At 73.3% G+C, this 22,798-nt stretch carries 17 protein-coding genes; 7 read left to right on the top strand and 10 right to left on the bottom strand.

Going from position 1 to position 22,798, the window contains the following annotated elements; genetic code table 11:
• The 8 genes from B073_RS0100540 to B073_RS0100505 all read right to left on the bottom strand — a co-directional run bounded on the left by B073_RS0100540 (position 1) and on the right by B073_RS0100505 (position 10,330).
• Entirely contained in the window at positions 1-780 is a 780-nt protein-coding gene (locus B073_RS0100540) for an antibiotic biosynthesis monooxygenase (protein WP_018536138.1), read from the bottom strand.
• A gap of 174 nt (positions 781-954) precedes the next feature.
• Complete coding sequence (locus B073_RS0100535; protein ID WP_018536137.1) at positions 955-2,124, bottom strand: PadR family transcriptional regulator; 1,170 nt, start codon at positions 2,122-2,124, stop codon at positions 955-957.
• Between the two features lie 2 nt (positions 2,125-2,126).
• Positions 2,127-3,038, bottom strand: coding sequence for a DUF4097 family beta strand repeat-containing protein (locus B073_RS0100530; RefSeq protein WP_018536136.1), 912 nt, complete (start codon positions 3,036-3,038; stop codon positions 2,127-2,129).
• A gap of 196 nt (positions 3,039-3,234) precedes the next feature.
• Positions 3,235-3,414 carry a DUF6104 family protein gene (locus tag B073_RS0100525; protein ID WP_018536135.1) on the bottom strand — a complete coding sequence of 60 codons (180 nt, stop codon included), beginning with the start codon at positions 3,412-3,414 and terminating at the stop codon, positions 3,235-3,237.
• A gap of 189 nt (positions 3,415-3,603) precedes the next feature.
• Positions 3,604-7,374: a multifunctional oxoglutarate decarboxylase/oxoglutarate dehydrogenase thiamine pyrophosphate-binding subunit/dihydrolipoyllysine-residue succinyltransferase subunit gene (locus B073_RS0100520; protein WP_026246916.1), complete on the bottom strand. Its 3,771-nt coding sequence runs from the start codon at positions 7,372-7,374 to the stop codon at positions 3,604-3,606.
• A 237-nt stretch (positions 7,375-7,611) separates the two neighbouring features.
• Positions 7,612-8,748, bottom strand: a complete 1,137-nt coding sequence (locus B073_RS0100515; RefSeq protein ID WP_018536132.1) for a HAMP domain-containing sensor histidine kinase — start codon at positions 8,746-8,748, stop codon at positions 7,612-7,614.
• Entirely contained in the window at positions 8,745-9,485 is a 741-nt protein-coding gene (locus B073_RS0100510; RefSeq protein ID WP_018536131.1) for a response regulator transcription factor, read from the bottom strand. Before B073_RS0100510 ends, B073_RS0100515 begins: the two co-directional genes overlap by 4 nt.
• Positions 9,486-9,568: 83 nt before the next feature.
• Positions 9,569-10,330 (bottom strand): hypothetical protein, encoded by a 762-nt coding sequence (locus B073_RS0100505; protein ID WP_018536130.1) that lies wholly within the window; start codon positions 10,328-10,330, stop codon positions 9,569-9,571.
• A 170-nt stretch (positions 10,331-10,500) separates the two neighbouring features.
• On the opposite strand from B073_RS0100505, the gene B073_RS0100500 reads away from it, so the two are divergent.
• From B073_RS0100500 to lon, 3 genes are all read left to right on the top strand, one after another.
• On the top strand, positions 10,501-11,373 hold the full coding sequence (locus B073_RS0100500) for a rhomboid-like protein (RefSeq protein WP_018536129.1): 873 nt from the start codon (positions 10,501-10,503) through the stop codon (positions 11,371-11,373).
• Positions 11,374-11,526: 153 nt separating this feature from the next.
• Complete coding sequence (locus B073_RS0100495) at positions 11,527-12,408, top strand: pentapeptide repeat-containing protein (RefSeq protein WP_018536128.1); 882 nt, start codon at positions 11,527-11,529, stop codon at positions 12,406-12,408.
• Between the two features lie 214 nt (positions 12,409-12,622).
• The gene (lon, locus tag B073_RS0100490; protein ID WP_026246914.1) at positions 12,623-15,061 is read left to right on the top strand and encodes an endopeptidase La; all 2,439 of its coding nucleotides are present in this window, start codon (positions 12,623-12,625) and stop codon (positions 15,059-15,061) included.
• Positions 15,062-15,122: 61 nt separating this feature from the next.
• On the opposite strand, the gene B073_RS0100485 is transcribed toward lon, so the two are convergent.
• Positions 15,123-15,980: a lysozyme gene (locus B073_RS0100485; protein WP_018536126.1), complete on the bottom strand. Its 858-nt coding sequence runs from the start codon at positions 15,978-15,980 to the stop codon at positions 15,123-15,125.
• 305 nt (positions 15,981-16,285) lie between these two features.
• On the opposite strand from B073_RS0100485, the gene B073_RS0100480 reads away from it, so the two are divergent.
• Positions 16,286-16,777 carry a MarR family transcriptional regulator gene (locus B073_RS0100480; RefSeq protein ID WP_018536125.1) on the top strand — a complete coding sequence of 164 codons (492 nt, stop codon included), beginning with the start codon at positions 16,286-16,288 and terminating at the stop codon, positions 16,775-16,777.
• A gap of 359 nt (positions 16,778-17,136) precedes the next feature.
• Here B073_RS0100480 and B073_RS0100475 read toward each other — a convergent pair whose 3' ends face one another.
• Complete coding sequence (locus tag B073_RS0100475) at positions 17,137-17,982, bottom strand: hypothetical protein (protein WP_018536124.1); 846 nt, start codon at positions 17,980-17,982, stop codon at positions 17,137-17,139.
• A 617-nt stretch (positions 17,983-18,599) separates the two neighbouring features.
• Between B073_RS0100475 and B073_RS0100470 the strand changes: the two genes are divergently transcribed.
• The 3 genes from B073_RS0100470 (at position 18,600) to B073_RS0100460 (ending at position 22,733) form a co-directional block, all read left to right on the top strand.
• Positions 18,600-21,737: a nitrate- and nitrite sensing domain-containing protein gene (locus tag B073_RS0100470; RefSeq protein ID WP_018536123.1), complete on the top strand. Its 3,138-nt coding sequence runs from the start codon at positions 18,600-18,602 to the stop codon at positions 21,735-21,737.
• Positions 21,734-22,231, top strand: a complete 498-nt coding sequence (locus tag B073_RS0100465) for a roadblock/LC7 domain-containing protein (RefSeq protein ID WP_018536122.1) — start codon at positions 21,734-21,736, stop codon at positions 22,229-22,231. Before B073_RS0100470 ends, B073_RS0100465 begins: the two co-directional genes overlap by 4 nt.
• 91 nt (positions 22,232-22,322) lie before the next feature.
• Positions 22,323-22,733 (top strand): DUF742 domain-containing protein, encoded by a 411-nt coding sequence (locus B073_RS0100460; protein WP_026246913.1) that lies wholly within the window; start codon positions 22,323-22,325, stop codon positions 22,731-22,733.
• Positions 22,734-22,798 lie beyond the last annotated feature (65 nt).

Here is a 22,798-nt window from a genome sequence, read left to right as displayed (position 1 = left end):
TCAACGGGCCTGTGGAGACCGGACGTTGACCAGGGTCCGGTAGGGGCGGTAGCAGGCCGCGGGTGGGACGGCCGGGCCGTCGGCTGCCGGCCTGGCCGGGTCGTTCGCCGCCGGGTGTCCGACGGGGACGGTGGGGACAGCGGGTACGACGGTGACGCCGGGCAGGTCCGCGATCGCCGCCGCCAGCCGCTCCGCGGTCTCCCCGGTGCGGAAGGACCGGAAGGCCGAAGCGTCCGCCCACGCCCCGAAGTTGAGCACCCGGCTGCCGTCGGGGGCGAGGTGGAAGTGGGCACCGAGCAGTCCGGGGACCCGAGCGCGGTCCAGGAGGTCGATGAGGGTGTCGGCGAGGGCGCGCTGGGTGTCCGGGCCGGTGGTGGCGAAGGCCGGGGTGGTCACGAACGCGGGCCGGGGCGCGGCGGGGTCCTCGGGGACGTGGCTGCGGTAGTGGCGGTAACGGGTCGGGCCGGGGCGGCGGATGCCCGGGACGGCCTCGTCGATCGGGTCGATGGCCGCGGGGCGCCGGGTGCGCACCCACTCCCGGTGGGCCTCGTCGTCGGTCCACTGCGCGTAGTTGAGGACATGACTGCCGTCGGTGCTCAGAAAGGTGGCGAGCGCCAGCATTGCGTCGGGGCGCGGCTGGTGCTCCCAGGCGTCGAGCACCGCGTCCGCCGCGGGTTGCTGGAAACGGGCGGCCGGTACGAGCCAGGGGCTGACGAGGACGGTGGCCGCGTCGGGGCGGCGGACGTCGGGGAAGTCGGAGAAGTCGGCGGTGGGCGGCATGCGGGCTCCCTGGTTCGGGTCGGTGAACAGGAGCCTCGCCCCTCAAGTGCGGTTGAGGTCAAGGGGGTTGGGGGGGGGAAGAGGGAGCGGGTAGTGGCAGCTCCCTGGGGTATCCGGGGCGAGGAGTGCCCCGTTCACTCCTCGCCCCGGGGGGGGGACCGCCGCACCGAGCGGCTATGCCTCCGGCCCGGACCGGCGCAGCAGTCCTCCGATGTGGGTGGCGGCCGCCGCCAGCCGGTGGCGGGACTCCGCGAGCTGTTCCGCGGTGACGCCGTGGTCGCGGGCGGCGTCCCGCAGATCGTCGCGGAAGCGGTCCAGCAGGCGGTCGAAGTCGCGGGCCGGATCGCCGCTGTCGGGCTCGGCGGCCCAGGCGGGCGCGGGCGCGGCCGCCGCCGACGGCGTGCCCGTCGGGGCCTCGGCCGGGGCCTGCGTCGGAACCTCCTCGGCCTCCTTGGTTTCCTTCGTCAGGTCGATCCGTTCGACCGCGATGTGGGGGCCGTCCTCGGTGCCGGTGTGCTCCGCGCGGCCCGCGCCCTCCTGCGCGGCCGGGGTCGGCTCCTCCGCAGGGCCGGTGCCCGACGCGCCGTTCGTGTAGCGGCCGACCTCGCGGGATACCTCGCTCAGCGCGTCCCGCACCGCCGCCGACCAGTCGCCGGAGCGCACCGCTTCCTGGGTGTGCTCCTGGACCTGCCTGATGACGCGCTGGACCTCCTCGCGGGCGAACACCTGGGCGTCCCGGGCCTGTTTGCGGGCCCGCTGGGCCTCCTGCCGGGCGCGGCGGCTCTCCTCCTTGGCGCGGCGGGCCTGTTCCTTCCACTCCTCCTTGGCGCGCCGGAACTCCTCCTTCGCCTGCCGCCAGGCGTCCTTGTCGCCGAACGCCGCGTCGAAGTAGTCCGAAGCCTCCGGGAACGGCCGCCCACCGGGCGCGGACCGGCGCCCGCCTTTCCCGGCGCCCGCCCGGGCCTGCTGGGCGGCCTCCCGGACCTCCCGGCGCAGATCGCGCGCCGAGCCGCTGACGTCCTTCCGGATGTCGGAGGCGAGGGCCGCCACCGACTCCCGGATCTCCAGCTCCAGTTCGGCGAGTTCACCGCCGCGGTCGGCCAGCTCGGCGCGGCCGGCGTCGGTGATCGAGTAGACCTTGCGGCCGCCCTCGGTCGTGTGCGTCACCAGGCCCTCGGCCTCCAGCTTGGCCAGCCGCGGGTAGACCGTGCCGGCGGAGGGGGCGTAGAGGCCCTGGAAGCGCTCCTCCAGGAGGCGGATGATCTCGTAGCCGTGCCGAGGGGCCTCGTCGAGCAGCTTGAGGAGGTAGAGGCGCAGGCGGCCGTGGGCGAAGACGGGGGGCATGCTCAGAGCACCTTCTTCCCGGCGGGCGGGGTCGTGGAGGAGGAGGCGCCGCCAGGTCCGTGGACGGGGCTGCCGTCGGCCGGGCCGTCCGGCTCCTCGTAGGCGGGGCGGCGCAGCAGGGAGAGGGCGCCGGAGACTGTCGTGGCCTTGAGGCGGCCGGTGCCGGCGCCCAGCGAGCCGGTGATCCGCTTGGTGCCCCACTGGCCGGTGACCCGCAGGTCGGCGAAGGCGTTGGTGACCACGCCGGTGCCGGTGTTGGCGTCCACCTCGGCGTCGGCCGGGTCGGGCAGCCGGATGGCGATGTCGCCGGAGACCGTGCTCAGCTCGATCTCCGCGCCCGCCCCCGGGTCCAGATCCAGGACCATGTCGCCGCTGACGGTCTCGGCGCGCACCGCGCCGACGATGCCCTCGACGACCGTCAGATCGCCCGAGACGGAGTGGAACGTGAGGTCGCCGGTGAGGGCCTGCGCCTCGACGCTGCCGGAGACGGTCTCGGCGCGGACCGGGCCGGAGAGGCCGACGAGGGTGCTGTCCCCGCTGACCCCGCGCAGCTCCGTGCGGCCCGCGACACCCGAGACGACCGTGGTGGCGCCGACCACCCCGACCTCGACGCGGGTGCCGGCCGGCACCGTCACCGAGACCACCGCGCCGCGGTGCCAGCCCTTGCGCTCCAGGAACTTCAACAGGCCCTTCCAGGGCAGGTCGTCGTACCCGACGGTGAGGGTGCCGTCCTCGCAGGAGACGGAGACCGGCGGGCCGTGCAGCTCGGACACCTCCACCCGGGCCGGCCCGGCCTCGGAGGTGCCGACGACGTTGACGGTGCCGCCCACCAGGCGCACGGCGAGGGTGGCGACGGGCTCCTCGATCTCCAGCGTGCGGGATGCGGAGACCGTCCACTCGGTCCGGGCTGACATACCTGGCCTCCCCTGGGTAGGCAGACAACGCAACATATCGCGTCTTCGATAGACACGATATATCGCAGTCCGCCGGAGTCAAGCGGCTCCGACCCTGATCCGGCCCTGATCCGGCCCCGTCCCGTTCCCTAGGTGACGGCCGGACGGCAGGCAGCCCGCCCGTCGCCCGGCCCCCGCCGACCGTCGTCCATCCGCCCTACTCGTCGTCCTCGTCGTCCAGCCGGGCCAGCCAGGTGGCCAGCCGCTCCACCGGAACCTCGAAGTCCGGGTTGAGGTCGACGAACGTCCGCAGTTGCTCGGCCACCCACCCGAGGGTGACCTCCTCCTCGCCGCGCCGGCTCTCCAGCTCCTCGATACCGCGGTCGGTGAAATACACGTGCTCTCCAGCAGGTCAATGGGACAGTGCGGCCAGGATAGGCAGCCGCGCGGACCGCCCGTGCCACGGGCCGGGGACGCCCCCGCCGAGGCCCGCCGATGCCCGCCGGCCCCGGGAACCCCGAAGGGCCCGCCCCACCCGGAGGTGGGAACGGGCCCTTCGCGGACCGTGCTCAGCGGTGCCGGACGCTCACGCGTCGAAGACCTCCGCCAACAGCTGGGCCTGCTCGGCCTGGTGCCGCTTGGCCGAGCCGACCGCCGGCGACGAGCCGTGCGGCCGCGAGATGCGGCGCAGGCGCTCACCGTGCGGGACGTCGGCGCCGACCGCCAGGTCCAGGTGGTCGATCAGGTTGAGACCGAGGAACGGCCAGGCGCCCTGGTTCGCCGGCTCCTCCTGCGCCCACAGGTACTTCCCGGCGTTCGGGAACTTCTTGATCTCCGCCTGGAGTTCGGCACCCGGCAGCGGGTACAGCCGCTCGATGCGGACCAGTGCGGTGTCGAAGGCGCCGCGCTTCTCCCGCTCGGCCTCCAGGTCGTAGTAGACCTTGCCGGAGCAGAAGACGACCTTGCGGACGTCCTCGGCCTTGACCGTGGCGTCGCCGATGACCGGGCGGAAGCCGCCGGTGGTGAACTCCGCCGTCTTCGACGCCGCCGCCTTCAGACGCAGCATCGACTTCGGGGTGAAGACGATCAGCGGCTTGTGGTGCGGGTTGTGCACCTGCCAGCGCAGCAGGTGGAAGTAGTTCGACGGGAGCGTCGGCATCGCGACGGTCATGTTGTTCTGCGCGCACAGCTGGAGGTAGCGCTCGATCCGGGCCGAAGAGTGGTCCGGGCCCTGGCCCTCGTAGCCGTGCGGGAGCAGCAGGGTGACGCCGGACGTCTGGCCCCACTTCTGCTCCGCGGAGGAGATGAACTCGTCGATGACGGTCTGCGCGCCGTTGGCGAAGTCGCCGAACTGCGCCTCCCACATGACCAGCGACTCCGGACGCGCCAGCGAGTAGCCGTACTCGAAGCCCATCGCCGCGTACTCGCTGAGCAGCGAGTCGTAGACGTTGAAGCGGGCCTGGTCCTCGGACAGGTACAGCAGCGGCGTGTAGTCCTCGCCGGTCTTGCGGTCGATCAGCACCGCGTGGCGCTGGCCGAACGTGCCGCGGCGGGAGTCCTGGCCGGCGAGCCGGACCGGGGTGCCCTCCATCAGCAGCGAGCCGATGGCCAGGGTCTCGCCCATGCCCCAGTCGATCGTGTCGTCCTCGATCATCGCCGCCCGGCGCTGCAGCTGCGGCAGCAGACGCGGGTGGACGGTGATGTGGTCGGGGATGTTGACCTGGGACTCGGCGATCCGCTTGACGACCTCCTGGGAGATCGAGGTGTCCACGAAGACCGGGAACTCGGCCTTCGGCTGCGGCACCTCCGGCGCGGTCGGGGTCGTGGTGGCGTCGCGGACCTCGGTGAAGACCTTCTCCAGCTGGCCCTGGAAGTCCTGGAGCGCCTGCTCCGCCTCTTCGAGGGTGATGTCGCCCCGGCCGATCAGCGACTCGGTGTAGAGCTTGCGCACCGAGCGCTTCTTGTCGATCAGGTCGTACATCAGCGGCTGGGTGAAGGCCGGGTTGTCGGTCTCGTTGTGGCCGCGGCGGCGGTAGCAGATCAGGTCGATGACCACGTCCTTGTTGAACGCCTGGCGGAACTCGAAGGCCAGACGGGCCACGCGGACCACGGCCTCCGGGTCGTCGCCGTTCACGTGGAAGATCGGGGCCTCGATCATCCGCGCCACGTCCGTCGCGTACATCGACGAGCGCGAGGACTCCGGGGCGGCGGTGAAGCCGACCTGGTTGTTGATCACGACGTGGACGGTGCCGCCGGTGCGGTAGCCGCGCAGCTGCGACATGTTCAGCGTCTCGGCGACCACGCCCTGGCCGGCGAAGGCCGCGTCGCCGTGCAGCTGGATCGGCAGGACGGTGAAGTCCGTGCCGCCCTTGTTGATGATGTCCTGCTTGGCGCGGGAGACGCCCTCGACGACCGGGTCCACGGCCTCCAGGTGGGAGGGGTTGGCGGTCAGCGAGACCTTGATCTGCTCGCCGTCCAGGCCGGTGAAGGTGCCCTCGGCACCCAGGTGGTACTTCACGTCGCCGGAGCCGTGCATCGACTTCGGGTCGAGGTTGCCCTCGAACTCGCGGAAGATCTGCGCGTAGGACTTGCCGACGATGTTGGCGAGGACGTTGAGGCGGCCGCGGTGGGCCATGCCGATGACGACCTCGTCCAGGCGGGACTCGGCCGCGGAGTCGATCACCGCGTCGAGCAGCGGGATGACGGACTCGCCGCCCTCCAGCGAGAACCGCTTCTGGCCCACGTACTTGGTCTGCAGGAAGGTCTCGAACGCCTCGGCGGAGTTCAGCCGGCGCAGGATGCGCAGCTGCTCGTCGCGCTCCGGCGACTTGTACGAGCGCTCGACCCGGTCCTGGATCCACTTGCGCTGCTTGGGGTCCTGGATGTGCATGAACTCGATGCCGGTGGTGCGGCAGTACGAGTCGCGCAGCACGCCGAGGATGTCGCGCAGCTTCATCATGGACTTGCCGGCGAAGCCGCCGACCGCGAACTCCCGCTCCAGGTCCCACAGGGTGAGGCCGTGCTCGGTGATGTCCAGGTCGGGGTGCTTGCGCTGGTGGTACTCCAGCGGGTCGGTGTCGGCCATGACGTGGCCGCGGACCCGGTAGGAGTGGATCAGCTCGAAGACCCGGGCGGCCTTGGTGACGTCGTCGTCGTGGGAGGCGTCGATGTCGCGCAGCCAGCGGACCGGCTCGTAGGGGATCCGCAGCGACTTGAAGATGTCGTCGAAGAAATCGTTCTCGCCGAGCAGCAGCTGGCTCATGATCCGCAGGAACTCGCCGGAGGCGGCGCCCTGGATCACCCGGTGGTCGTAGGTGCTGGTCAGCGTCATGACCTTGGAGACGCCCAGCTTGTTCAGGGCGTCCTGCGAGGTGCCCTGGAACTCGGCCGGGTAGTCCATCGAGCCGACGCCCATGATCATGGACTGGCCCGGCATCAGACGCGGCACCGAGTGGACGGTGCCGATGCCGCCGGGGTTGGTCAGCGACGCGGTGACGCCGGTGAAGTCGTCCATGGTGAGCTTGTTGTCCCGGGCCCGGCGGACGATGTCCTCGTACGCCTGCCAGAACTCGAAGAAGCTCATGGTCTCGGCCTTCTTGATGGCCGCGACCACCAGCTGCCGCTCGCCCTTCGCCTTGACCAGGTCGATCGCCAGGCCGAGGTTGATGTGCGGGGGCTTGACCAGCGTCGGCTTGCCGTCCTTCTCCGCGAAGGAGTAGTTCATCGACGGCATGGCCTTGAGGGCCTGCACCATCGCGTACCCGATGATGTGCGTGAAGGAGACCTTCCCGCCGCGGGCGCGCTTGAGGTGGTTGTTGATGACGATGCGGTTGTCGAACAGCAGCTTCACCGGGACCGCGCGGACGGACGTGGCCGTCGGCAGCTCCAGGGACGCGCTCATGTTCTTCGCGACGGCCGCCGAGGGGCCGCGCAGCGTCACGAGCTCGGGGCCCGCGGGGGCCTCGGCGGGCTGCTTGGCAGCCGGCGCCGGCTTCGCCGCGGGCTTCGCGGGAGCGCTCTTGGCGGGCGCGGGCGGTGCGGCAGGTGCGGGCTTCGCCGGGGCCGCCGGCTGGGCCGCAGGGGTAGCGGGGGGCTTCGGCGCGGCCGCGGGGGCCGGGGCCGACGGAGCCGGGGCGGGGGACGCGGCCTCCGCGGGCTTGGCCGGCGCGGTGGCCCCGCCCGGCTTGTAGTCGGCAAAGAAGTCCCACCAGGCTCGGTCTACCGAGTTCGGGTCCTGGAGGTACTGCTGGTAGATCTCATCGACGAGCCACTCGTTGGGCCCGAACGCGGCAGCGGGATTCTTCCCCTGCTCGCCCTCGGTGGAGACACTCGCACTGTTGGGGGACTGTAGCGACACGGCGGCAACCGCCCTCTTCCGCTTCCTAAGGTGGTGGACAGCGGGAATAAAGGCTACGCCTCTTGTGACCTTTGGTGCAGTCCGGGAGGGTCACTCGTCGCGCACGTCACATTCACCGAAGGGTTTCAGGGCCTGACATGGCGGGAAACACACGGAGTTTGCCCGTGTGCGGGTAGCGCTCATCGCCGAAACACCCCGGAATGAGTGCTCCCACCACCGACCCTACGTCAGCCCGCGTCAGCTCCGGGATGACTCCTGCCCCGGAAGAGTGACCCGGATCCGGCAACCCCGGGGTGATTCGGCCACCCCGATCCGCCCGCCGTGCAGGTCCACCGCCCAGCGCGCGATCGCCAGGCCCAGCCCCGTGCCGCCGTCGGTGCCCGGACCCGAGGGGCCCGGCCCGCCGCGGTTGAACCGCTCGAAGACCCGGTAGCGCTCCGACGCCGGGATGCCCGGGCCCTCGTCCTGCACCTCCAGCACCAGGCCCTCCGGCCCGTCGCCGCGCCGGGCCCGGACCGTGACCCGGCCGTGCCGCGGGCTGTGCTTGATCGCGTTGTCGATGAGGTTGGCCACGACCTGGTGCAGCCGCTCGGCGTCGGCGTACGCGGTCAGCTCCGGCGGGGAGACATCGAGGTGGAGGTGGACGTCCGTACGGGTGTGGGTGCCGGAGCCGGCGAGTCCGGAGAGGGTGGCGGCGCCGCGGCTCATATTGGCCTCCTTGAGCACCCCCGAGAGGTACGGCCAGACCTCGAAGCGCCGGGCGTGCAGCGGCACCACGCCGTTGTCCAGCCGGGAGAGGTCCAGCAGGTGCTCCACCAGCCGGCCCAGCCGCTCGGTCTGCTTCAGCGCCGTCCGCATGGTGTCGGAGTCCGGCTCGCAGACACCGTCGACGACGTTCTCCAGCACCGCGCGCAGCGCCGCGATGGGGGTGCGCAGCTCGTGCGAGACGTTGGCGACCAGTTCCTTGCGGTGGGTGTCCACCGCCTCCAGGTCGGCGGCCATGCGGTTGAAGGCGTCGGCGAGGTCGCCGAACTCGTCGCGGCGGTCCGCGCGCACCCGGCGGGTGTAGTCGCCGTGCGCCATCGACCGGGTCACGTCCGTCATCTCGCCGAGCGGGGCGGTCAGGCCGGTCGCCACGAACTGGGTGATCAGCAGCGAGGCGATGATCGAGAAGACCGTGATCACCCGCAGCTCGGTGGCCGAGTGCATCGCCACGAACACCAGCAGTGTGGTGATGATCACCGACACGATCACCAGCGCGCCGAGCGCCGCTTTGACCGAGCGGTACGGGTCCAGCGGCCGCAGCGCCTCCCAGACCCGGTCCCACAGGGCCCGGACCCTGCCGGAAGTCAGCCGCCACCCACCGCCGGTCATGCGGGCGGGGTCTCCAGGGCGTAGCCGACGCCGTGGACGGTGCGGATGCGCTCGGCGCCGATCTTGCGGCGCAGTGCCTTGATGTGGCTGTCGACCGTCCGCGTGCCCGAGGCGTCCGCCCAGTCCCAGACCTCGGCCAGCAGCTGCTCGCGGGAGAGCACCGCGCGCGGGGTGTTCGCCAGGCAGACCAGCAGGTCGAACTCGGTGGGGGTGAGGTGGACGTCGGTGCCGCGCACCCGCACCCGGCGCTGGGCGTGGTCGATCTCCAGCTCGCCCAGCCGCAGGATGCCGCTGCGCGGGGTGTGCGCGGCCAGCGCGGCCCGCTCGACCCGGCGCAGCAGGACGTGCACCCGGGCGGCCAGCTCCCGCATGGAGAACGGCTTGGTCATGTAGTCGTCGGCGCCGACGCCGAGGCCGACCAGCATGTCGGTCTCGTCGTCGCGGGCGGTGAGCATCATCACCGGCACCGGGCGCTGTGCCTGCACCCGGCGGCACACCTCCAGGCCGTCGAAGCCCGGCAGCATCACGTCGAGGACGAGCAGGTCCGGCTGCCACGCCTCGGCGGTGTCGACCGCGGCCGGGCCGTCGGTGGCCGTCTGCACCTGGAAGCCCTCGGCGCGCAGGCGGGCCGCGATGGCCTCGACGATCGTCGGATCGTCCTCCACGACCAGGACCCGGCGCTGGGCGCCCGGCGTGGCCGCGGTGGTGCCGCCCTGGGTTGTCTGAGTCTGGTCCATCGCCCGCCCCTGCATGTGCCCTGCGTGGTCGCGTCTTGCTGGGCAGCAGCGTAAGGGCATGATGTGACAGTCGGCTACGCGCCCTACGCGGACCGGAGCGCCAGGTGGACGACGTCCGGGACTCCTCGGGCAACAGGGATCTCTTCGGTCCGTACGCCCTCGAAACCGGCATTTTCCAGCGCCCGTTCGAACTCCGGCGACGGCTGGGCCGACCACACGGCGAGCACTCCGCCGGGGGTCAGGCGGTCCCGGCAGGCGGCCAGTCCGGCGGGGGAGTAGAGGTTGTCGTTGTCCTCGGTGACGGTCCAGTCGGGGCCGTTGTCGATGTCCAGGCACAGGGCGTCGTAGGTGAGTTGGCCGCCGTCCGGGCGCAGGTGCGCGACCAGGTCGGCGTGCCGGATCTCGGTGCGCGGATCGGCCAGCGCGGCCCCGGAGACCGCCGCCAGCGGGCCGGAACGGTGCCAGTCGATCACCGCCGACTCCCGCTCCACGACGGTGATCCGGCCCCAGCGCGGCTGGGCGGCGGCCCGGGCCAGCGAGAAGCCCACGCCCAGTCCGCCGATCAGTACGGAGGGGGCCTCGCGGTCCGGCGGCAGGGTGGCCAGCGCGGCGTCCACCAGCAGTCGTTCGGAGCGGCCGTCGGAGGTGTCCATGAGAAAGCAGCCGTTGGCGATGATCTCGTACACCGGGCCGCTTCCCCCGTGTCCCGTAAGGGAGTTGGGGGCGTCGGCGGCCGGGTTCCGCTGCCGCAGCACCACCTCTCCGTAGGGGCCCTCGCGGCGGTCGAGGGTGCGTACGGCCGGCTCGTCGCCGGCGGTCGGAAGCCAGGGGTGAACGGGAGCCATGCGGCCATCTTGGCCAACGCCGGGCGGCCCGGTCCAACGGCCGCCACGCCGGACGCGGGGCATCACGCGGAGGTTGAGGGCTGTGAGGGATATCACTCACACAGCTGACTCATGGGTTGGCCGTGCAGAGTGGGCCGCGGACAGTGCGCGGGTGGCGGAAGGGACCGGCGATGGCGAGTGCGGTGGAGGCGGCCGGCGGCGCGCCGGCCTCGGAGGGGGTGGGCGAGGGCGCTCCGGTGCTCCTGCCCGGCGTGCCCCGGCAGCGCGGGGGCGCGGCCGCGGCCGAAGCCCCGGTTGCACCGGCCGCACCGGCCACTCCGGTCGACCCGCCCGCATCGGCCGCAAAGTCCGGCCGCCGCTGGACGGGCCCGCGCCTCCGCCGGCTGCTCCCCACCCCCACCGGCACCCCCTTCACCTTCTGCTACGCGCTGCTGCTCGTGGGCACCTCGCTCTACGCGGAGCACGGCGACCCCTCCGTGGTGTCCGCGCTGCTCCAGGGCTCCAGTACGGACGTGGTGCACCTCACCCAGGCACCACTGCTGGTGCTGGTCGCCAGCGCCCTGTGGAGCGCCGGCGGACTCGCCTCGGGCTATGCCGCGGCCTTCCTCTTCGTGCTGACCGCGCTGGAGCGGCGGATCGGCGGGGTGCGCACCGCGGCGGTCTTCTTCGGCGGGCACGTGCTGGCCACCCTCGCCACCGAGGTGCCGATCGCCTTCTCGGTCGCCGCCGGGGGCCTGCCGGACAGCTCGCTGCACCGCCTCGACTACGGCATCAGCTTCGGCGTGATGACCTGCCTCGGGGCGCTCGCCGGACTGCTGCCCGCCTGGGCGCGCTGGCCGCTGCTGGCCGTCGGCGGCTACCAGGCGCTGAGCGGCCTGCTCGCCTACGTGGACCCGGTGACCGACTGGGGCCATCTGCTCTCGTTCGTCCTGGGCGTCGCCGCCTGGCCGCTGCTCCACCACTGGCGGCGGCAGCGCACCGGCCCCGCGCCCCTGCCGGGCGACCTGGGGCATCCGGCACTGCGGGCGGCGCGGGTGCCGTAGGGGCCGGGGCACGGTACGGCCTGCCCGGGTCGGCGCCCCGCGTCGCGTCCGCGGGCCGCCCGGGCGAGGTGCCGGGTGCCGGTCGCGGAGAATGGAGGTCTTCGCGGGTGCCGTGACGAAGGGGCCCGCCGGTCGCAGGAGCAGAGAAGAACCGTGCCGCACGAGCGCCGCCGCCCCGCCGGGGACCGTCCCTCCGCCCCGCCGCAGAGCCCGGACGGCCCGGACGGCCCGGACGCCGCCCGGCTCCCGCTGCTCTCCGACTGCGGGAACTGCTTCGGCCTGTGCTGTGTGGCGCTGCCGTTCGCGCGGTCGGCCGACTTCGCCCTGGACAAGGAGGCCGGGCGGCCCTGCCCGAACCTCCAGGCCGACTTCCGTTGCGGCGTCCACCGGGACCTGCGGCAGCGCGGCTTCTCCGGCTGCACGGTCTTCGAGTGCTTCGGTGCCGGGCAGAAGATCTCCCAGGTCACCTTCGAGGGCAAGGACTGGCGGACCGCGCCGGAGACCGCCCGGCCGATGTTCGACGCGTTCGCCGTGATGCGGCAGCTCCACGAACTGCTCTGGTACCTGACCGAGGCGGTCGCGCTGTCTGCTGCCCGCCCGGTCCGCGACGAGCTGCGCGCCCTCCTGGAGAAGACCGAGCGGCTGACCCTGGGCACCGCCGAGGAACTGGCCGCACTGGACGTCGCCGCCCACCGCGGCGCGGTCAACGTCCTGCTGCTGCGGGTCAGCGAGCTGGTCCGGGCGAAGGTCCCGGGCCGGAAGAAGGAGCGGCGCGGCGCGGACCTCATGGGGGCGCGGCTCAAGGACGCCGACCTCAGGGGTGCGAACCTGCGCGGGGCGTATCTCATCGCCGCCGATCTCCGGGGCGCCGACCTGCGGTCCGCGGACATGATCGGCGCCGACCTCCGGGACGCCGATCTGCGCGGCGCCGACCTCACCGGCAGCATCTTCCTGACGCAGGCCCAGGTGAACGCCGCCCGGGGCGACGCGGCTACCCGGCTGCCGCGCGGCCTGCGCCGCCCCGGCCACTGGTAGCCCCGGCCCGCCCTTCTCCCTTCTTCACCCCCTTCCGCGGTCTCCCTTCCGGCCGGGGCCGCATGCCTACGACCGACCCCTGCGCCCCACGCGCCTTGCCCCGTAACCGAGTTGCCCGCGCCTGATCGCTCACAGCGAACACGTCTCGGGGAACAACCGCGGGGCGTTCAGCATTGAGTGGGTAAAGCTCAACTTGCTTGCCGAAGGGGAGATCATGACTGCTGAGTCTGCTCGGTCGACGGAGTCCACACCGCTCACCCTGCCCGTGCTGCCCCTCGACGACGAGGTCGTCCTGCCCGGCATGGTGGTGCCCCTGGATCTGTCCGACGCCGAGGTGCGTGCCGCGGTGGAGGCCGCCCAGGCCGCCGCCCCGCCAGGCGGCAAGCCCCGCGTGCTGCTGGTCCCGCGGATCGACGGGACGTACGCGGCGATCGGCACGCTCGGGCGGATCGAGCAGGTCGGACGGCTGTCCGACGGCGACCCGGGAGCCCTCATCCGGGGCCTGGGCCGGGTCCGGATCGGCGCCGGCACCACCGGCCCGGGCGCCGCCCTCTGGGTGGAGGGGACCACCGTCGAGGAGCAGGCCCCCGACCCGCTCCCCGGAGCCGTCGCCGAACTCGTCACGGAATACAAGGCGCTGGCCACCAGCTGGCTGCGCAAGCGCGGCGCCTGGCAGGTCGTGGACCGCGTCACCGGCATCGACGACGTCCCCACGCTCGCCGACAACGCCGGGTACCTGCCGTTCCTGACGAGCGAGCAGAAGCTCCAGCTGCTGGAGACCACCGACCCGGTCGCCCGGCTGAAGTACGCCACCGAGGTGCTCCGCTCCCACCTCGCCGAGCAGGACGTCGCCGAGTCCATCGCCAAGGACGTCCAGGAGGGCGTCGAGAAGCAGCAGCGGGAGTTCCTGCTGCGCCGCCAGCTGGAGGCCGTCCGCAAGGAGCTGCGCGAGCTGAACGGCGAGAAGTCCACGGACCCGGCCGACGAGCCCGACGACTACCGCGCCCGCGTGGAGGCCGCCGACCTGCCGGAGAAGGTCCGCGAGGCGGCCCTGAAGGAGGTCGACAAGCTGGAGCGGGCCAGCGACCAGAGCCCCGAGGGGAGCTGGATCCGCACCTGGCTCGACACCGTCCTGGAACTCCCCTGGAACGAACGCACCGAGGACGCCTACGACATCGCCGGCGCCAAGGAGGTCCTGGACGCCGACCACGCGGGCCTGGCGGACGTCAAGGAGCGGATCACCGAGTACCTGGCCGTGCGCAAGCGGCGGTCGGAGCGCGGGCTGGGACTGGTCGGCGGGCGCCGCGGAGGCGCCGTGCTGGCGCTCGTCGGGCCGCCGGGCGTCGGCAAGACGTCGCTGGGGGAGTCCGTGGCGCGGGCCATGGGGCGGAAGTTCGTCCGGGTCGCGCTCGGCGGCGTCCGGGACGAGGCGGAGATCCGCGGCCACCGGCGCACCTACGTCGGAGCGCTCCCCGGCCGGATCGTGCGGGCCGTCAAGGAGGCCGGTTCGATGAACCCGGTCGTGCTCCTCGACGAGATCGACAAGGTGGGCTCCGACTACCGGGGCGACCCGGCCGCCGCCCTCCTGGAGGTGCTGGACCCGGCGCAGAACCACACCTTCCGGGACCACTACCTGGAGGTCGAACTGGACCTCTCCGACGTGGTGTTCCTGGCCACCGCCAACGTCCTGGAGGCCATCCCGGAGCCGCTGCTGGACCGGATGGAACTGGTCCGGCTGGACGGCTACACCGAGGACGAGAAGGTCGTCATCGCCCGGGACCACCTGGTGCCGCGCCAGCTGGAGCGGGCCGGCCTGGCGCCCGGCGAGGTGACCGTGGCCGACGACGCGCTGCGCAGGCTGGCCGGCGAGTACACCCGCGAGGCGGGCGTACGGAATCTGGAGCGCTCGATCGCCAGGCTGCTGCGCAAGGTGGCCGCCCGGCACGAACTGGGCGAGCAGGAGCTGCCGTTCACCGTCGGCGCGGACGCGCTGCGCCCGCTCATCGGGCGCCCGCACCACACCCCGGAGTCGGCCCAGGACCCGGCCGAGCGGCGGACCGCGGTGCCCGGCGTCGTCACCGGCCTCGCGGTCACCGGCGCCGGCGGCGACGTGCTCTACATCGAGGCGTCGCTGGCCGACCCCGAGACCGGCGCCTCCGGGCTGCAGCTGACCGGCCAGCTGGGCGACGTGATGAAGGAGTCGGCGCACATCGCGCTCTCCTTCCTGCGCTCGCACGGCGCCGAACTGGAGCTACCGGTGGGCGATCTGAAGGAGCGCGGCGTCCATCTGCACATCCCGGCCGGCGCCATCCCCAAGGACGGCCCCAGCGCCGGCATCACGATGACCACCGCGCTGGCCTCGCTGCTGTCGGGCCGCCAGGTCCGCCCGGACGTCGCGATGACCGGTGAGGTCTCGCTCACCGGCCGGGTGCTGCCGATCGGCGGCGTCAAGCAGAAGCTGCTGGCCGCGCACCGGGCCGGCATCACCACCGTGATCATCCCCAAGCGCAACGAACCGGACCTGGACGACGTCCCGGCCGAGGTCCTCGAAGCGCTTCAGGTGCACCCGGTGGCGGACGTCCGGCAGGTGCTGGAACTGGCCCTGACCCCGGCCGCGAACGGGCAGCGGCCCGAGTTCCCGGTGGCGGCGTAGACGGGGCGCGGACCGCGGAGGCCGGCCCGGGAGTCTCCCGGGCCGGCCCGCCGGTCAGCGGTCAGCCGTTGGCCAGCGCCTGGAGCCGGTCGTAGGCCCCGTTGAAACTGTTGTGGTCGCCGACCGTCGCACCGGTCGAGGTGTACTGCCAGATGGTGTGGAAGCCCCAGCCGCCCGGGAGTTCGCCGACCGAGGAGCCGTAGCGCGGCACCCACAGCGGATTGATCGCGCCGAACGCGCCGGAGTTGCCGGTGCACTGCTTCCACCAGCTGGTGGAGGTGTAGATCACGGCGTCCCGGCCGGTGCGCGCCTTGTAGGTGGCGAACCAGTCCTTCATCCAGTTCACCAGCCCGGACGCGCTCAGCCCGTAGCACGTCGAGCCGTAGGGGTTGTACTCCATGTCCAGCGCGCCGGGCAGCGTCCTGCCGTCCTTGGACCAGCCGCCGCCGTGGTCCACGAAGTAGTTGGCCTGGGCCGCGCCGCTGGAGGTGTCGGGCGTGGCGAAGTGGTAGGCCCCACGGATCATGCCGACGTGGTAGGAGCCGTTGTACTGCTGCGCGAAGGACGGGTTGGTGTAGCTGGTGGACTCGGTGGCCTTGACGTAGGCGAACTTCACGCCGCCGTTCCACAGCGTCGACCAGGCGACGCTGCCGTTGTGGCTGCTGACGTCCACGCCTTCGACGGACCCGGTCAGCGAGGGCAGCGGCGGCAGCGGGCCGCCCTTCCTGCCCTCGTGCCTGGCGATCTGGGAGCCGGCCCAGTCCTTTTCGGGGTGGGTGGGCTCGGGCGCGCGGTGGGGGGCCGCGGCACCGGCCGTACCGGGCAGGCCGACGAGGGTTGCGGTCGCGAGAAGGGCACCGGCCACGAGTGCGCGGGAGCGCGGGGAACGGTGCGGGGAGCCGGATCTGAGCACGGGCATGTACTGCCTCCGTGGATCTCGGTGGATCTCGGTGCGGTGACTTCGCGGAGAAGTGACCTTGAGGGGGGAGGTACGGGCGTACTGGCGCCCACACGTTTGGTGTGGTCATGCCATAAATGACGGTACGCGCGTAGACCCCCGTGGCAAAAGGGGGGCGCGGGCTGCCGTTGGTCTCATCCTGCGAAATACTGTCCCAACTGCGGTTCCGCACGGACGGGAAAGAAAATTTCAGCCGGACGGAAACGTGGGGCGAACACGGCGGGGGGAATTGCTGGACATGCGGACAACGCGGGAAGGGCGCTGACGTGCACGACACCGGAGCCGGCGGTACCACCTCGGATGGCGAGCCGATGGGTGTGGACCCCGCATTCCTGTCCCTGGAACGGGAATTGGCGGTATTCCTGCGCCGCGCCCGCGCCTCCTCCGGCGAACTCGCCCGCGAGGTCCACCCCGACCTCGAACCGGCCGCCTACGGGCTGCTGGTGCGGCTCGCCGACGCCGGCTCCCAGCGCGCCACCGACCTCGCGGCGTACTTCGGCGTCGGCAAGGCGACGATAAGCCGCCAACTGCACGCGCTGGAGCGGCTCGGGCTGGTCGCCCGGGCGCCGGATCCGGCCGACGGCCGGGCGGTGCTGGTGCGGATCACCGACGAGGGGCGGGGGCGCTTCAACCGCGTCCGTACGGCGCGCCGCGCCCGCTACGCCCGTCGGCTCGCCTCCTGGGAGCGGGCCGAGGTCGCGGAGCTGGCGCGGTTGCTGCATCGGCTGAATGCGGAGCAGGAGGGGGAGGAGGGGTAACCCCCTCCTGGACCCGTGCCCCGGCGGGCGCCGGGCGCCCGGGTGCGAGCCCCCGGCCCCTGGCCTCCTGGCCCCCGTGCTTGGCCTCCGGGCCCCGGTGCTTGGCCTCCGGGCCCCGGTCGTCTGTGGTGGCGGGGCCGGGGGCTCCGGGGCTTGTTGCCGGACTGCTTCGCTTTACGTCCGGCAACAAGCCCCTCCGCCCCCGGCCCCTTCCGTCGGATTGCGGGCTGCTGGGCGGTGGTTGGTACCTCTTGTTGTCGGTTGGTGGGCCGTTCCGTCAGTCACATGGTGCTCCGCCCCGACGCCTCCCGTCGGTTGCCGGCCCCGCCGGACCTTCACCCGTCGCCGGTGCGGTGGTGTTACGGCGCCACGTGGATCACCGCCGCGTCGTCCCGGGGCTTGCCTCGGGGGTGGGTGGTGCATTGCGGGTCGGCGGCCTCCAGTTGTCGTACGCGGTCGATGAGTGACTGGGGGCCGGAGTTGGCGACCAGGGTGGCGCACTCGTCCCAGTCGCCCGCGTGGAAGACGTCCACCCAGCGGCCGGCGCCGTCGGTCAGTGCCGTGAGTGAGCGGACGGTGGCGCGTGGGGTGGTGCCGGTGAGTGCGCGGGAGGCGACGGAGGGGTCGGCGGCCGCGGTGAAGAAGCCGCCCTCGGCGTTCCGTAGGGCCTCCACCGCGCGGATGTACTCCCGGGCCGCGGCGGCGCGTTCGGCCGAGCCGGGGGGCAGGGTCCGGACGGCCGCGCGGCGGGCGCGGACCGCGGGCGGGAGGTCGTCGAGCCGGGTGTCCCGTACCGGATGCACCGAGCCGTCCGCCTTCTCCAGGAGCAGTACGGAATCGGACAGCACCAGGTGTTCCACGGTCTCCCGGGACCAGCGGGCGGCGACCACCGTCGCCTGCGGCGTGCGGGGGTGAGAAAGGTCACAGGTGGTGCGGTGCGCTTCGGCCGTTCTCGCGACGGCGGCGGCGAGCGCCTCAGTCAGCGTCATATCGCGGTGTGAAACCGACAGTTCGAGCATTGTGCCCCCGAGTCGCGCGGTGAACCACGGCACGGAATGGACACAGCCGAAGTCCCCCTCCGGCGGGGTCACCCCGTCCAGGAGGACCAGGGCGCCGCCCTCCCCGGATGCCGGCAGGGCTACCGACACGTAGTCCTCGTTGGGGCGTTGGGGATCGCCCGGCTCGGTGGCGAGTTCGATGCGCATGCGGGAAAGTCTGCCGGAGGTGGCCGAAAAGGAGCGGTGGCCGGCGGCCGCGGCGGGGGAAGAGTGGCGGCGGGCTCACGGGGCCCGGGGGGCGTGGGGCCGGATGCGGGCGCGCATCCTTTCAGGACCGCCACGCATCTCCAAACCCATCCGGGGGTTGCGCGAGGTTGCGGCCGAAACTGCCGCCGCACGGAAGTTGATGGCCAAACTCCGATTGTTGTTCACTCGTTCAGGTGGCCGGACATGTGTTGCCGGGCCACTGCGCGGCGCCGATGGAATGGTCGATTCCCGGAGCAACCGGGGTGGTCAGGACGTTCGTCGCGACGCGCAGAGCCGGGCTGTTCCCCTTTCGCGGAACGGTGCGCTGCCGCGGTCGTCGCGCAGACTCGCCTCGCGAACGGTGGGCGGACCGGGTCCGCGGCGCCGGCACGGCGTGGGCAGGCGAGACAGGAATGCGAGCAGCGGTGCGGAAGAAGCGGCTTCGGGGCGGCGCAGGGAAGCCGGGGTCACCGGCCGGACCGGTCTCGGTACCGGGCACGGGATCCGGTGCGGGACCGGGCGCGGGCGGCGGCACGGACGGCTCGGGACGGCGTCCCGCGCGGGTCCGCAACCGGCTCATGGGAGCCGTCGTCGTGGTCGCCGTCGCCGTCCTGGGAGCCGGCGCCCCCGCCCTGATGACCGCCGCCGGCAACGCCCACGACAGCCAGCACCTGGTCGACCTCGCCGGGCTGAACGCACACGCCGTCACCCTCGCCCACACCCTCGCCGACGAGCGCGACGCGATGACCGCGTACGTCGCCGGCGGCCGCACCGGCCGCAACGTCACCCAGGCCCCCACCGACGACCAGCGCGCCCAGGTCGACCGGCAGATCGACGAACTGCGCGGCCAGGCCCAGGGCGTGGCCGGCGACACCGGCGCCTTCGCCGCCGCCGACAAGCTCCTCAAGCAGCTCGCCGACACCCGCCAGACGGCGCTCTCCGGACCCGCCACCGCCGACCAGGTCTACGACGCCTACAGCGAGGCCGTCGCGGCGCTCGGCGCGATCGGCGACGACATCGCCCGCGGCCTGCCCGCGCGGGCCGACGGCGGGGCCGCCGACACCCGGGCGCTGCCCGCCCTCGGCCGGGCCGTCGACCAGGCCGCCGGCACCCGGGCGCTGCTGCTCGCCGGACTCAAGGCGGGCGGCGCCCAGCCCCGGCTGACCGCCGCCGCGCAGGTCGCCCACCTCCGCGAGCAGGGCGCCCTCGGCGACTTCCACCAGATCGCGAGCCAGAGCGCCCGGGACCGCTTCCAGCGCACCGTCAACGGCACCGACGTCGACACCGCCGAGCGCTACCTCACCCGGCTCACCGACCAGCCCTTCCTCGACTCCGCGGACATGGCCCTCAGCCGGCGCCGGGTACAGGCCGCGCTGACCGCCCGGGTCGGCCTGATGCGCGGCGTCGAATCGGCCGTCGCCACCGCCGAGATCCAGCGCCTGGGCCGGCTGCGCGACGACGATGTGACGGCCCTGGAGATCGCCGTCGGCCTGGAGGGCCTCTGCCTCCTGGTGGCCGTCGGCACGGCCGTCTGGGCCGCCCGCACCATGACCCAGCCGCTGGCCGCGCTGCGGCTCGGCGCCAAGCGGCTGGCGGCCGACCCCGGCCACGAGGAGCCCATCGACTACAAGGGCCGCAACGACGAGTTCGCCGCCGCCGTCCGGTCCGTCAACGCGCTGCACACCCAGGTCGCCGACACCGCCCGGCGCGCCGCCGAGTGGGAGGCCGAGCGCAAGCGGCTGGTCGGCGGGCGGCAGCGGCTGGTCGCCGAGCGGGAGGCCCTCCAGGAGCAGGCGGAGGTCCTCAAGGAGGAGGTCGCCGCGCTCGGCGAGCGGCTGGCGGTGCTGCGCACCGGCGTCCACGGCCGGTTCGTCAACCTCTCGCTGCGCACCCTGGGCCTGGTGGAGCGCCAGCTCGCCGTCCTGGAGTCCCTGGAGGAGAGCGAGCAGGACCCGGAGCGGCTGGACACCCTCTTCAAGCTGGACCACTTCGCCGCGCGGATGCGCCGCAACAGCGAGAACCTGCTGGTCCTGGCCGGTGCCGAACAGCACGGCAGCAGCCACCCCGGGCCGGTGCCGCTGCTGGACATGCTGCGCGCCGCGGTCAGCGAGATCGAGCGGTACGAGCGGGTGCGGATCACCTCGCTGCCGCCGCACGCCCAGGTCGCCGGGTTCGCCGCCGACGATCTCAGCCACCTGGTCGCCGAACTCCTGGAGAACGCCACCGCGTTCTCCCCGCCGGACGCCCATGTGGAGCTGTCCGGCTGGCTGCTGGAGAGCGGCGAGCTGATGCTCTCGGTCGAGGACGAGGGCATCGGGATGACCGCGGACCGGCTGGCCGAGGTCAACGAGCGGCTCGCGGACGCCGAGGCCGCGTCCACCTCCGAGACCGTGGACGAGGCGCTGGGCCTGGGCCTGTACGTGGTGGTGCGGCTGGCCGCCCGGCACGGCGTGCGGGTGCAGCTGCGCGACCGCGCGCAGGGCGGGGTCGCCGCCGTCGTCGTGCTGCCCGGCTCGATCCTGCCGAACCGCCCGGCGCCGGTGCCGCCCGCCCGCTCGGCGGTTACGGGCGCGTCGTCCGCGCCGGCCCTCCCGGGCTCGGTCGCGGAGGCCAACTCCAACACCCTCCAGACCCGGCCGAACCGGCTCGACCCGGCGGAACCGCCGGCGGCCCCCGAGGCCGAGCCCGCCGCGGCGGTGCTCGCCCCGGCCGCCGAGCCCGCGCCGGAGCCCGTCCCCGAGCGGCGGACGGCCGGCCGGCGCGGGCTCGCCGCCGACCCGTTCGTCGCCGCGGCCGAGCGCGCGATCGACGCGGCGGGGCTGGGCCGCCCGGCCCCCGAGGAGGCAACCGAACCGGCGGCAGCGGCGGAACGAGCGGCGGAACGGGCTGAAGCAGCGGAAGCGGCGGAACGGGCGGAGGAAGCGGCTCCGGTGGCGGCACCGGACCCGGTGGAGGCGGCGGAACTCGCGGAACCCGCCGCAGCCGAACCCGCCGAACCCGCGGAGGCCACGGAACCTGCGGCATCTGCCGAACCCGCCGCCCCCGCCACCCCGGTCGTACCGCCCCAGGCCCAGGCCCCCTCACAGGCCCCCTCCCAGACCCCGGCCACGCCGCCCGCCGCCCCGGCGTCCGCGGCGCAGCCCGAACCGAGCCCGTACGGACCGCAGTCGGCCGGCCCGTACGCCACCGGCGAGCACACCCGTCCCGGGGAGAACCCGCCGCCGGCCGGGGGCGGGTCCCCGGCCGAGGGCGCCCCGGCCGTCCCGGCGCCCGGGAAGGGACGGCACGCCGCCCCGGCGCCCGCCGTCGCCGACCCGTACGCCATCGGGCCGGACCAGCACACCCGCCCGGCCCCGGAGCCCGCCGCGGCCCCGGAACCAACACTCCCGGGCCAGGCGTCCCAGGGGGAGGAACACCGGGCGCCGGCACCCGGCACGCCCCGGCCCCAGCGCCGGACCAGCACCGGGCTGCCCAAGCGCACCCCGAAGAACGTGGCGCAGAAGCAGGCGCCCACGGCGCCCCGCAGGACCGGCGCGGCCAACGCCGAGGACCTGCGCCGCCGGCTCGGCGGATTCCAGCAGGGCGCGCGGGAGGGCCGCCGCGAGGTGGCGGCCGAGATCGCGGACCGTACCGCGGAGCAGACCATCCCACTGAAGGACACCGACGGAGCGGGGGCCCCGGGAGACAGCCATACCGGCGAGGAGGCACGCGATTGAAGGCGCAAGCGCCCACGGCGCATGGACAGGGACTGAGCACCCAGGCACGTAACCTGCACTGGCTGCTGAGCAATCTGGTCGACGAGGTGCCCGGCATCCACTCGGTCGCGGTGGTCTCCTCCGACGGTCTGCTGCTGCTCTCCTCCGACCCCGAGCGGGCGGCGGCGGGCACCGTGGCGCACGCCGGCGACGACGGCCCCCAGGGGTCCAGCGCCGACCTCGCCACCATCGTGTCCGGCCTCGGCAGCCTCACCAACGGGGCCGCGCAGCTGATGGACGGCGGAGCGGTCAAGCAGACGATGGTCGCGATGGACGAGGGCAGCCTGTTCGTGATGTCGATCAGCGACGGCTCGCTGCTCGGCGTGCACGCCACCTCCGACTGCGACATGAGCACCATCGCCTACCACATGGCCCTCTTCGTCGGCCGGGCCGGCCATGTCCTCACCCCCGAACTCCGCACCGAACTCCGCAAGTCGATGGAGAACGCCCAGTGAGCGAGCGAAGCCGGCGAACCGAAGACCGGTGCGTGCCGCGTGCATACGAGGCCGAGCGAGCCGAGCGAGCCGAGCGAAGCGAGGTCCCGGCATGAGTTCCCGTCCGAAACTCCCCGTGCGCGGCGGGGACCGCAAACCCGCGCGGGTCCGGCCGTACTCGCTGACCGGCGGCCGGACCCGGTTCGGCCATGTGCTGCTGGTCGAGACGTTCGTGGCCGCGCTGGAGGCACCCGAGGAACGCCGCGAGCTGACCGCCTCGTCCGGCGCCGGCTGGCTCGACCGCGTGATGCCGGAGATGCGGGCGATCGTCGAGCTGTGCCGCCGGATGCGCTCGGTCGCGGAGATCTCCGCACTGCTCAAGATGCCGCTGGGCGTGGTCCGCGTCCTGCTCAGCGATCTCGCCGACCAGGGAAAGATTCGCGTCTACGGCACCGGGCACGGCACCGGCCGGCCCGACCGCGCGCTGCTCGAAAGGGTGCTGAGTGGACTTCACAGGCTCTGACACGATAGCGGCCGGGACGGCACCGGCCGCCGGCCCCGCGGCCCCGGCCGCACCGGCCGCCGCCG

The sequence above is a fragment of the Streptomyces sp. MspMP-M5 genome, from assembly GCF_000373585.1.
Lineage (GTDB): Bacteria > Actinomycetota > Actinomycetes > Streptomycetales > Streptomycetaceae > Streptomyces.
Note: the sequence above shows the minus strand (reverse complement) of the source record. Positions and strands in the feature narration are given on the sequence as shown.

Excerpts from the sequence above, each read along its gene's own strand:
- B073_RS0100540 (WP_018536138.1), bottom strand. The coding sequence starts at position 780 with ATGCCGCCCACCGCCGACTTCTCCGACTTCCCCGACGTCCGCCGCCCC.
- B073_RS0100535 (WP_018536137.1), bottom strand. The coding sequence starts at position 2,124 with ATGCCCCCCGTCTTCGCCCACGGCCGCCTGCGCCTCTACCTCCTCAAG.
- B073_RS0100530 (WP_018536136.1), bottom strand. The coding sequence starts at position 3,038 with ATGTCAGCCCGGACCGAGTGGACGGTCTCCGCATCCCGCACGCTGGAG.
- B073_RS0100515 (WP_018536132.1), bottom strand. The coding sequence starts at position 8,748 with ATGACCGGCGGTGGGTGGCGGCTGACTTCCGGCAGGGTCCGGGCCCTG.
- B073_RS0100510 (WP_018536131.1), bottom strand. The coding sequence starts at position 9,485 with ATGGACCAGACTCAGACAACCCAGGGCGGCACCACCGCGGCCACGCCG.
- B073_RS0100505 (WP_018536130.1), bottom strand. The coding sequence starts at position 10,330 with ATGGCTCCCGTTCACCCCTGGCTTCCGACCGCCGGCGACGAGCCGGCC.
- B073_RS0100500 (WP_018536129.1), top strand. The coding sequence starts at position 10,501 with ATGGCGAGTGCGGTGGAGGCGGCCGGCGGCGCGCCGGCCTCGGAGGGG.
- lon (WP_026246914.1), top strand. The coding sequence starts at position 12,623 with ATGACTGCTGAGTCTGCTCGGTCGACGGAGTCCACACCGCTCACCCTG.
- B073_RS0100485 (WP_018536126.1), bottom strand. The coding sequence starts at position 15,980 with ATGCCCGTGCTCAGATCCGGCTCCCCGCACCGTTCCCCGCGCTCCCGC.
- B073_RS0100475 (WP_018536124.1), bottom strand. The coding sequence starts at position 17,982 with ATGCGCATCGAACTCGCCACCGAGCCGGGCGATCCCCAACGCCCCAAC.
- B073_RS0100470 (WP_018536123.1), top strand. The coding sequence starts at position 18,600 with ATGGGAGCCGTCGTCGTGGTCGCCGTCGCCGTCCTGGGAGCCGGCGCC.
- B073_RS0100460 (WP_026246913.1), top strand. The coding sequence starts at position 22,323 with ATGAGTTCCCGTCCGAAACTCCCCGTGCGCGGCGGGGACCGCAAACCC.